General features: G+C 64.2%; 9 protein-coding genes. 4 read left to right on the top strand and 5 right to left on the bottom strand.

What is annotated here, in order from left to right:
- Positions 1-3 precede the first annotated feature (3 nt).
- Positions 4-1,398, bottom strand: a complete 1,395-nt coding sequence (mnmE, locus tag JMF86_RS15810) for a tRNA uridine-5-carboxymethylaminomethyl(34) synthesis GTPase MnmE (protein WP_201317050.1) — start codon at positions 1,396-1,398, stop codon at positions 4-6.
- Between the two features lie 345 nt (positions 1,399-1,743).
- Between mnmE and JMF86_RS15815 the strand changes: the two genes are divergently transcribed.
- A complete protein-coding gene (locus tag JMF86_RS15815; RefSeq protein WP_006489946.1) occupies positions 1,744-2,178 on the top strand; it encodes a transcriptional regulator in 435 nt (144 codons plus the stop codon).
- 134 nt (positions 2,179-2,312) lie between these two features.
- On the opposite strand, the gene yidC is transcribed toward JMF86_RS15815, so the two are convergent.
- The 4 genes from yidC to rpmH all read right to left on the bottom strand — a co-directional run bounded on the left by yidC (position 2,313) and on the right by rpmH (position 4,934).
- Complete coding sequence (yidC, locus tag JMF86_RS15820; RefSeq protein WP_201317051.1) at positions 2,313-3,971, bottom strand: membrane protein insertase YidC; 1,659 nt, start codon at positions 3,969-3,971, stop codon at positions 2,313-2,315.
- Between the two features lie 8 nt (positions 3,972-3,979).
- Complete coding sequence (gene yidD, locus JMF86_RS15825; protein WP_011546514.1) at positions 3,980-4,246, bottom strand: membrane protein insertion efficiency factor YidD; 267 nt, start codon at positions 4,244-4,246, stop codon at positions 3,980-3,982.
- Positions 4,247-4,322: 76 nt separating this feature from the next.
- A complete protein-coding gene (gene rnpA, locus JMF86_RS15830) occupies positions 4,323-4,784 on the bottom strand; it encodes a ribonuclease P protein component (protein WP_006489941.1) in 462 nt (153 codons plus the stop codon).
- A 15-nt stretch (positions 4,785-4,799) separates the two neighbouring features.
- The gene (gene rpmH / locus JMF86_RS15835; protein ID WP_004198824.1) at positions 4,800-4,934 is read right to left on the bottom strand and encodes a 50S ribosomal protein L34; all 135 of its coding nucleotides are present in this window, start codon (positions 4,932-4,934) and stop codon (positions 4,800-4,802) included.
- 421 nt (positions 4,935-5,355) lie between these two features.
- Between rpmH and dnaA the strand changes: the two genes are divergently transcribed.
- From dnaA to gyrB, 3 genes are all read left to right on the top strand, one after another.
- Positions 5,356-6,933, top strand: coding sequence for a chromosomal replication initiator protein DnaA (gene dnaA / locus JMF86_RS15840; RefSeq protein WP_236593015.1), 1,578 nt, complete (start codon positions 5,356-5,358; stop codon positions 6,931-6,933).
- Positions 6,934-7,103: 170 nt separating this feature from the next.
- Positions 7,104-8,210, top strand: coding sequence for a DNA polymerase III subunit beta (gene dnaN / locus JMF86_RS15845; protein WP_006756934.1), 1,107 nt, complete (start codon positions 7,104-7,106; stop codon positions 8,208-8,210).
- A gap of 192 nt (positions 8,211-8,402) precedes the next feature.
- On the top strand, positions 8,403-10,877 hold the full coding sequence (gene gyrB, locus JMF86_RS15850) for a DNA topoisomerase (ATP-hydrolyzing) subunit B (RefSeq protein ID WP_201317071.1): 2,475 nt from the start codon (positions 8,403-8,405) through the stop codon (positions 10,875-10,877).
- Positions 10,878-10,922: the final 45 nt, after the last annotated feature.

Genomic DNA, 10,922 nt, shown 5'->3' on the forward strand with positions numbered 1-10,922 from the left:
CTCTCACTTCCCGATACAAAACCTGCTGAAAATCACCCCCAGCAGATCATCCGACGTGAACTCCCCGGTAATCGCATTGAGCTGCTCCTGCGCGAGCCGCAGCTCTTCGGCAAACAGATCGAGCGACTGCGCCCGCTGCTCGGCGTGATCCGCCGCCTGCGCGAGATGTTCCTGCGCGGCCCGCAGCGCGATCAGATGCCGCTCGCGCGCCAGATAGACGCCTTCGGCCCCCGCCTGCCATCCCGCAATCCGCAACAACTCCGCGCGCAGCATGTCGATCCCGTCACCGCGCTTCGCCGACAGGTGGACCTCGGTCAGATCGCCTTCCGCCGCCGGATGCTCGACGCACGCCGGCACGCCGGTCAGATCCGTCTTGTTCAGCACGCGCACCACCGGCACGCCGGCCGGAAACCGCGCGGCGATCGTTTCGTCGTCCGCCGTCATCCCCGTGCGCGAATCGAGCAGATGCAGCACGACGTCCGCGCGCTCGATCTCGCTCCACGTGCGCGCAATGCCGATCCGTTCGACTTCGTCCTCCGTCTCGCGCAGCCCGGCCGTATCGATGATGTGCAGCGGAATCCCCTCGACCTGGATCGTCTGCGCGACCTTGTCGCGCGTCGTGCCGGCGATCGGCGTGACGATCGCCAGCTCGGCGCCCGCCAGCGCATTCAGCAGCGACGACTTGCCGACGTTCGGCTGCCCCGCGAGCACGACCGACAGCCCTTCGCGCAACAGCGCGCCCTGCCGCGCATCGCCGAGCACGTGCGCGAGCTGCGCGCGGATCTTCGCGAGCTTGCCGCGCGCGTCGGCCGCTTCGAGGAAGTCGATTTCCTCCTCCGGAAAATCGAGCGTCGCCTCCACCAGCATCCGCAGCGTGATCACGTCATCGACGAGCGCGTGAATCTGCCGCGAGAACGCACCGTCGAGCGAACGCCCGGCCGAGCGCGCGGCCGCCTCGGTGCTCGCCTCGATCAGGTCGGCGACGGCCTCGGCCTGCGCGAGATCGAGCTTGTCGTTCAGGAACGCGCGTCGCGTGAACTCGCCCGGCTCCGCCAGCCGCAGCCCGAAGCCGCGCCCCGCATCCAGGCAGCGCTGCAGCAGCAGCTGCATCACGATCGGCCCGCCATGCCCCTGCAACTCGAGCACGTGCTCGCCGGTGTACGAATGCGGCGCCGGGAAATACAGCGCGATCCCGCGGTCGAGCGGCGCTCCATGCGAGTCGAGGAACGGCACGTAGCTCGCATGACGCGGCGCGAGCTTTTGCCCGCACAACGCGTCGATCAGCGGCAGCGCGGCCGCCTCGCCGCCGCGCCCGAACGACACGCGGACGACCCCGATGCCACCCCGGCCGGCAGCGGTGGCAATGGCGACGATCGGATCGGAATCGGTAGCGAGCATGGGAATCGAAGGAATCAGAGAAATCGGGTAATCAGCGGGTCAATGGTGCGCCCGCGCAACAGTTCGGGCATCGGAACGCCGGCATTGTAGCGTGCCGGCTCACACGCCACCGGCCGCGACGCCGGATTCGGACTCGCCCGAATTTATCCCGCCGGGGATAAGCAGAGTATTAGTCCGGCGTCGTGACGGTGCGGCCATTTCGGACGAGTATGCGTGCCGGAGGGGCTTGGCACCGCGTCCCTCAATTTCATTCCCCATCCTGATCAAGGGGGGATTCGTCCGAACGAGATACGTTTATCCCATATGGTTGTCTGGGACGCAGCGATGGAATTGCACAATCTCCCCATGCCGACATCCGAAGAAAAAGCCGCGTTCTCGGAACGCCTGAAATTCGCCCTGCGGCGCAGCCCGGAGAAGGTCACCGGCGCGACGGAGCTGGCGAACCGATTCAATCTGCGTCACCGCGGAACGCACCCCGTTTCGCCGCAAACCGCGCACAAATGGCTGACGGGCCGCACGATCCCGACGTCGGACAAACTCGAAACGCTCGCCGAATGGTTGCGCGTCGAAGTGCACTGGCTGCATTACGGGCCGTCGCCGAGCGTGATCGAACATCCGACGCCGCAACCGCTGCCGCGCGACGAACGCTATCCGCCCACGCCCGAGACGATCGAACTCGCATCGAAGATCGAGGCGTTGTCGCCGCACCAGCGCTACCTCGTGCAGGAACTGGTCGAACAGTTCTACGGCGATCCGAAACTCGAAGCGAAGAAGGCCTGAGCCGCAGCAACCGCACGCGCCGCCGCCGTCGTCGCCGGGAAAACGCCAGGAAAACAAAAAGCCGCATGGTCACGAACCATGCGGCTTTTTTGCGCGCATCGCGGGCGGCTGGCCACCCGCGAATGCAACGAACGTCAGGCCGGCTTCTTCTTGACGCCGCCGAGCTTGCGCGTGATGTAGTACTGCTGCGCGATCGACAGCACGTTGTTCACCACGTAGTACAGCACGAGACCAGCCGGGAAGAAGAAGAACATCACCGAGAACGCGATCGGCATGAACTTCATCATCTTCGCCTGGACCGGGTCCGGCGGCGTCGGGTTCAGGCTCGTCTGCACGAACATCGACACGGCCATCAGCACCGGCAGGATGAAGAACGGATCGCGCTGCGACAGGTCGTGAATCCACAGAATCCACGGCGCGCCGCGCATTTCGACCGATGCGAGCAGCACCCAGTACAGCGAGATGAACACCGGGATCTGGATCACGACCGGCAGGCAGCCGCCGAACGGATTGACCTTCTCGGTCTTGTACAGCTCCATCAGCGCGGCGTTCATCTTCTGCGGATCGCTCTTGAAGCGTTCGCGCAGCGCCTGCATGCGCGGCGTGATTTCCTTCATGCGCGCCATCGACTTGTAGCTCGCGGCGGACAGCGGGAAGAACACGGCCTTGATCAGCACCGTCAGCAGCACGATCGCCCAGCCCCAGTTGCCGACATAGCCGTGGATCTTCTCGAGCAGCCAGAACAGCGGCTTCGCGATGATCGTCACCCAGCCGTAGTCCTTCACGAGCTCCAGGCCCGGCGCGATGCCTTCGAGCATGCGCTCTTCTTCCGGACCGGCGAACAGGCGCGCCTGCACGTCGGCCGACTGGCCCGGGGCGATCGCGGCGATCGGCTGCTCCACACCGATGCGGTAGAGCGACCCATCAAACTTCTTCGCGTAGATGTCGCGCTTCGCGCCTTGTTGCGGAATCCACGCCGACGCGAAGTAGTGCTGCACCATCGCGATCCAGCCATTGTCGGCAGAGGTCTCGAAGTTCGCCTTGTTCTTGTCGAGATCGCTGAAGTCGATCTTCTGAAAGTGCTTCGCATCCGTATAGACCGCCGGCCCGAGGAACGTATGCGAGAACATCGGCGTCTCGACCGGCGTGTTGTCGCGGACGAGCTCCATGTAGAGCCTCGGCGTGACGGGCGCCGTACCGACGTTGTCGATCTTGGTGTCGACGCCGATCACGTAGCTGCCGCGCGTGAACGTGTAGGTCTTGATCACCTTCACGCCGCCCTTCACCGGCGACTCGAACGACAGCTTCAGTGTGTTCTGGTCGCCTTCGAGCGACGTCGGACCCGCATTAATCTGCGTGTAGACGTCGGTGTGATTCGGGAAATCACCGCCAACGAGGCCCGTGCGTGCGAGATACGTGTGGCCGGCCGTGTGGTCAAACAGCGTGATGTACAGATCGGGCTGCTTGCCGTCGCCCTGCTTCTTCAGCGTCAGCTTCGCGAGCGTGCCGCCGCGCGTGTCGATTTCGCCGTCGTACACGTCGGTCGAGAACTTCACGAGCTGCGCCTGCGCGGCCGGGGCCGTCGTCGACGGTGCGGCGCCGGCTGCAGCGGCAGGCGCGTCACCTGCGGTCGTCGCGCTCGTGCCCGATGCGCCGCCGGCAGCGGCCGGGGCCGTGTGCGTGGCGCTCGGGAAGAACATCGACGGGCGTCCATGGTCCCGCTGCCAGTTGTCGTACAGCATGACAGCTGACATGAAGAAGATCACCCATAGGACGGTGCGTTTGATATCCATGCGTTGTCTCAGAGTCGATGGGACCGCGCGTCGGCTTCGCCGCGAGCGCGAGTGTCGGAGTTGGGCGGCGGGACGAGGTCGACGCCGCCCGCGGAAAACGGGTGGCATCGGCACACGCGCCTGACGGCGAGATACGTGCCGCGCGCGGCGCCATGATACTGGATTGCCTCGCGCGCGTAATCCGAACAGGAAGGATAAAAACGGCAACGGTTGCCGAGCATCGGGCTCACGGCAACCTTGTAGAAGCGCAGCAAGGCGATCAATACCGTTTTCATACCTTGGGCGGCGCCGTACGACGCCGCGTCAAAACCGGCCGGGCGGGCGCGAACGCCGCACCGGGGCACGGATGCGTCACTCGGACGCGGGCTTCGACGCCCGGCGGGCGATTTCCCGGACTGCCCTGTCGAGCAGTTCGCGGATCTCGGCCGCGCACATCGCCGCGAGCGGGGCGGAAGCCGCGCTCGGCAGCGCTTTCTTGTCGAAGCGCGTGTGCTGCCGCAGCAGCAGGTCGTAACCGGCGAATTCGGCGCGGCGCAGGCGAAACTGATCGCGCGCCAGCCGCTTCACGAGGTTACGTGTTACTGCACGCGGCGCATACTTCTTGCCGATGACGAGCCCCAGGCGTGCAGGCTGACCGGTCGGCTTGCCGTAGATCACGAAGTGCGCGGAACGCCGCCAGGGGCGCAAACGAAAAACGGATGAAAATTCATCCGTTTTCAGAAGTCGCGCAGCTTTCGGGAAGGCGGCTTTCGTCTGCGACGGATTCGCACCCGGCTCGACGGCACCTTCCGCAGGACTGCGGACGGCGGACACAGCGCGCAACCTGCCTTAGATGGCGAGGCGCTTGCGGCCCTTCGCGCGGCGAGCGTTGATGACCTTGCGGCCACCTGCCGTCTTCATGCGGACACGGAAGCCATGGGTGCGCTTGCGGCGCGTCACGGACGGTTGGTAAGTACGTTTCATGATGTTCTCACTTGTTCGAGAATGTCGAAATTCAGGGGACCGCGTGCCCTTAACCGGAGGCATTCGGGCGAACGCAATCGCCGGGAATACAGGATTGGTTTTCGCGGAACCCGCTATTTAAACCGTTTTTCTCTTGACGGTCAATACTTTAGGAGTCGCTCGCCTGTGCCGGGCCGCGCCGATCCGGCCCCGCGACCCACAAACCCAGCCTGTGGATAAGTCCCGCTGTGGCCGCGTTTGGCGTTAGAATCTCGCCTTATCTCCAAGAATCCCGCACGCCGCCTCGGCTCGCGCCTGCCCCTCCAACACTGTGACGCAGGCGTCCGAGGCACGCTCGCACGACCGCTTCGGGCCTTGTTGCGCGACTGCGACAAGGGCGCCGTCGAGCCGCGCTGTGCACGCAAAAAACGACAGTTACTTGATGAACGATTTCTGGCAACACTGTTCCGCACTGCTGGAGCGCGAGCTGACGCCCCAGCAGTACGTGACGTGGATCAAACCCTTGGCCCCGGTGGCCTTCGATGCGTCGGCGAACACGCTGTCCATCGCCGCGCCGAACCGCTTCAAGCTGGACTGGGTCAAGAGCCAGTTTTCGGGCCGGATCTCCGATCTGGCCCGTGAATTCTGGAACACGCCGATCGAAGTCCAGTTCGTCCTCGATCCGAAGGCCGGCATGCGCAGCGCCGCGGCAGGCACCGCGCCGGCCGCGCCACGTGCGCCGCTGACCCCGAACGGCCCGGCCGCGACGGTCGCCGCGATCGCCGCCAACCTGACCGCGAATGCTTCCGTTGCGCCTGCCGCGCCGGCCGACGTGCCGATGACGCCGTCGGCGGCCGCCGCGCACCACCTGAACGCCGACGACGCCGACATCGACCTGCCGAGCCTGCCCGCGCACGAAGCCGCAGCCGGCCGCCGCACGTGGCGCCCGGGCCCCGGCGCCGCGCCCGCGAACGGTGGCGAAGCCGATTCGATGTACGAACGTTCGAAGCTGAACCCGGTGCTCACGTTCGACAACTTCGTGACCGGCAAGGCGAACCAGCTCGCGCGCGCCGCCGCGATCCAGGTCGCGGACAACCCCGGCATCTCGTACAACCCGCTGTTCCTGTACGGCGGCGTCGGCCTCGGCAAGACCCACCTGATCCACGCGATCGGCAACCAGCTGCTGCTCGACAAGGCCGGCGCGCGCATCCGCTACATCCACGCCGAGCAATACGTATCGGACGTGGTGAAGGCGTACCAGCGCAAGGCGTTCGACGACTTCAAGCGCTACTACCATTCGCTCGACCTGCTGCTGATCGACGATATCCAGTTCTTCTCCGGCAAGTCGCGCACGCAAGAGGAATTCTTCTACGCGTTCGAGGCGCTCGTCGCGAACAAGGCGCAGGTGATCATCACCAGCGACACGTATCCGAAGGAAATCTCGGGCATCGACGATCGCCTGATCTCGCGCTTCGATTCGGGCCTCACCGTCGCGATCGAGCCGCCCGAGCTGGAAATGCGCGTCGCGATCCTGATGCGCAAGGCGCAGTCGGAAGGCGTGAATTTGTCGGAAGACGTCGCGTTCTTCGTCGCGAAGCATCTGCGCTCGAACGTGCGCGAGCTCGAAGGCGCGCTGCGCAAGATCCTCGCGTATTCGAAGTTCCACGGCCGCGAGATCTCGATCGAGCTGACCAAGGAAGCGCTGAAGGACCTGCTGACCGTGCAGAACCGGCAGATTTCGGTCGAGAACATCCAGAAGACCGTCGCCGACTTCTACAACATCAAGGTCGCCGACATGTACTCGAAGAAGCGCCCCGCGAACATCGCGCGGCCGCGGCAGATTGCGATGTACCTGGCGAAGGAACTCACGCAGAAGAGCCTGCCGGAAATCGGCGAGCTGTTCGGCGGGCGCGATCACACCACCGTGCTGCACGCGGTGCGCAAGATCGCCGACGAGCGCAGCAAGGACGCGCAGCTCAACCACGAGCTGCACGTGCTGGAACAGACGCTGAAGGGCTGAGCGCGCGCGCCGCGCTTGATAATTCGGCCTCCGCCCCAATTTAAGGGGGGCGGTTCGGTTTTGAGGCACAATACTGGTTTGACCGCCCCGGTGGTGGCGGGCCAAGAGCCCGGCCGGCGGGGCGCTGCGTGGCTGCTGCGCTGCAGGCCGTTACTCAACGAAGGAACTCTATGCAACTGGTCAAGACCGAACGAGACACCCTCCTCAGGCCGCTGCAAACGGTCAGCGGCATCGTCGAACGCCGCCATACGTTGCCGATCCTCGCCAACCTGCTGATCACCAAGAACGGCCCGGACGTTTCATTCCTGTCGACCGACCTGGAGCTGCAGATCACCACGCGCGCCGATTTCGGCGTCGGCGGCGACCAGGTCGCGACCACCGTCGCGGCCCGCAAGCTGCTCGACATCCTGCGCGCGATGCCTGACGGCCAGGTCACGCTGTCGCTCGCCGACAAGCGCCTCACCGTTCAATCGGGCAAGAGCCGCTTCGCGCTGCAGACGCTGGCGGCCGACGAGTTCCCGACCGTCGCGCAGGCGAAGGATTTCGGCGCCACGCTGACCGTCCCGCAGAAGTCGTTCCGCCAGCTGCTCGGCATGGTGCACTTCGCGATGGCGCAGCAGGACATCCGCTACTACCTGAACGGCATGCTGCTCGTCGTCGACGGCGACCAGCTGATGGCCGTGGCCACCGACGGCCACCGCCTCGCGTTCTCGTCGATGAAGCTCGAAGGCGGCACGTTCGGCCGCCAGGAAGTCATCGTGCCGCGCAAGACGATTCTCGAGCTGCAGCGCCTGCTCGAAGACATCGACGACACCGTCACCATCGACATCGCGCAAACCCAGGCCAAGTTCACGTTCGGCCAGGTCGAGCTCGTGTCGAAACTCGTCGAGGGCAAGTTCCCCGACTTCCAGCGCGTGATCCCGAAGGCGCACAAGAACACGTTCGAGATCGGCCGTGAAGAACTGCAGCGTTCGCTGCAGCGCGCGGCCATCCTGACCTCGGACAAGTTCAAGGGCGTGCGCTGCATCATCGCGCCGGGCCAGCTGAAGATCATGTCGACCAACGCCGATCAGGAAGAGGCGCAGGAAGAACTCGAAATCGCCTACCAGGGCGATACCGTCGACATCGGCTTCAACGTCACGTATCTGCTCGACGTGCTCGCGAACCTGAAGGTCGACACCGTGCAGGTGAGCCTCGGCGACGCCAGCTCGAGCGCGCTGATCACCGTGCCCGAGAACGACGAGTTCAAGTATGTCGTGATGCCGATGCGCATCTGACGCGCTCGACATCGCGACACACACCAGGGGGCGGCAAGCCCCTTTGGCGTTTTTATGGCGAACCGACAACCCGCCCTTTTAGTGCCTTTTCGGCACTTGGGGCGGGCCAGGAAACTGGAGCGGCCGGCGATTTCCCTCGCTGAAACGCACCGCGCCGCCACGAGAGTGGCCCCGCAGAACCGGAAGATATCCATGAGTGAACAGCACAATTCGCAACCCGATAACAGCAGCTACGGCGCCTCGTCGATCCAGATCCTCGAAGGTCTGGAAGCGGTGCGCAAGCGCCCCGGGATGTACATCGGCGACACGTCGGACGGCACCGGTCTGCACCACCTCGTGTTCGAGGTGCTCGACAACTCGATCGACGAAGCGTTGGCCGGGTACTGCAACGACATCCACGTGACGATTCACGCCGACAACTCGATTTCCGTGACCGACAACGGCCGCGGGATTCCGACCGACGTGAAGATGAACGACAAGCACGAGCCGAAGCGCAGCGCGGCGGAAATCGTGATGACCGAGCTGCACGCCGGCGGCAAGTTCGACCAGAACAGCTACAAGGTGTCGGGCGGCCTGCACGGCGTGGGCGTGTCGTGCGTGAACGCGCTGTCGAGCTGGCTGCGCCTCACCGTGCGCCGCGACGGCAAGAAGCGTTTCATGGAGTTCCATCGCGGCGTCGCGCAGGATCGCGTGGTCGAGGTGGTGGACGGCGTGGAAGTGTCGCCGATGCTCGTGACCGGCGACACCGAAAACCGCGGCACCGAAGTGCACTTCATGGCCGATCCGACCATTTTCGGCACGGTCGAGTATCACTACGACATCCTCGCGAAGCGGATGCGTGAGCTTTCGTTCCTGAACAACGGCGTGCGAATTCGTCTGACCGACCTGCGCTCGGGCAAGGAAGACGATTTCGCGTTCGCCGGCGGTGTGAAGGGCTTCGTCGAGTACATCAACAAGACGAAGACCAACCTGCACCCGACCGTGTTCTTCGCGAACGGCGAGAAGGACGGCGTGGGCGTCGAGGTCGCGATGCAGTGGAACGACAGCTACAACGAGAACGTGCTGTGCTTCACGAACAACATTCCGCAGCGCGACGGCGGCACGCACCTGACCGGCCTGCGGGCCGCGATGACGCGCGTCATCAACAAGTACATCACCGACAACGAAATCGCGAAGAAGGCGAAGGTCGAGACGACCGGCGACGACATGCGCGAAGGGTTGTCGTGCGTGCTGTCCGTGAAGGTACCGGAGCCGAAGTTCAGCTCGCAGACGAAGGACAAGCTGGTGTCGTCCGAGGTTCGTGCGCCGGTTGAAGAAGTTGTGGCGAAGGCGCTGGAAGAGTTCCTGCTCGAAACGCCGATCGACGCGAAGATCATTTGCGGGAAGATTGTTGAAGCTGCTCGGGCGCGGGATGCTGCTCGGAAGGCGCGTGAGATGACGCGACGCAAGGGCGTGCTCGATGGCGTTGGCCTGCCCGGCAAGCTCGCGGACTGCCAGGAGAAGGATCCGGCTAAGTGCGAAATCTACATCGTCGAGGGTGACTCGGCAGGTGGGTCGGCGAAGCAAGGGCGTGATCGCAAGTTCCAGGCGATCCTGCCGCTGCGCGGCAAGGTGCTGAACGTCGAGAAGGCGCGCTACGACAAGCTGCTGTCGTCGGAGCAGATCGTCACGCTCGTGACTGCGCTTGGCTGTGGGATCGGCAAGGACGATTACAACCTCGAGAAGCTCCGCTATCACCGCATCATCATCATGACCGACGCGGACGTCGACGGTGCGCACATCCGGACGCTGCTGCTCACGTTCCTGTATCGCCAGATGCCGGACATGATCGAGCGCGGCTACGTGTATATCGCGCAGCCGCCGCTTTACAAGATCAAGGCGGGCAAGGACGAGCGGTATCTGAAGGATGACGTGGAGCTCAACGCGCATATGCTGCGGTTGGCGCTGCAAGGCTCGGAGCTGGTGCCGGGTGAAAATGCGGCGGCGATTTCTGGGGATGCGCTCGGGGAGTTGGCGCGGTCGTATCTACTGTCGCAGAGCGTGATCGATCGGTTGAGCCGGTTGTATGACCCGGCGGCGCTGGAAGCCGTCATGGATGGGGTGGTGATCGATCTCTCCAACGAGGCTTCGACCGAGGCCTCGGCTAAGGCGCTGCATGCTGCGTTGCATGATGAGGCGCTGAAGAACGAAGTGCGGGTTGTGCCTTCGTATGACGCGGTTCGCGAACAGCGGGCGTTGCATGTCGAGCGCACGCATCACGGCAACGTGCGCGTTTCGGTCATCGACCAGGAATTCCAGCACACGGCGGATTATCAGCAGCTCGTGACCACCGCGAATACGTTCAAGGGGCTTATTGGGGAAGGTGCGGTCATCAAGCGCGGTGAGCGCAGCATGGCCGTCGCGGACTTCAAGAGCGCGATGAAGTGGCTGCTGGCGGATGCTGAGCGGAACGTCTCCAAACAACGCTATAAGGGGCTCGGCGAGATGAACCCCGAGCAGCTGTGGGAAACGACGATGGATCCGGCAGTGCGGCGTCTGCTGCGTGTGCAGATCGAAGACGCGATTGCGGCGGATGGGATCTTTACTACGCTGATGGGGGATGACGTCGAGCCGCGGCGGGCGTTTATCGAGAGTAATGCGTTGCGGGCGGGGAATATTGACGTCTGAAGGCGTTTGTAGCGGGAACCATAAAGCGAGATTTTGGGAAGCATC

Origin of the sequence: Burkholderia sp. E168m15, assembly GCF_016586105.1 — a bacterium.
Taxonomy (GTDB): domain Bacteria; phylum Pseudomonadota; class Gammaproteobacteria; order Burkholderiales; family Burkholderiaceae; genus Burkholderia; species Burkholderia orbicola.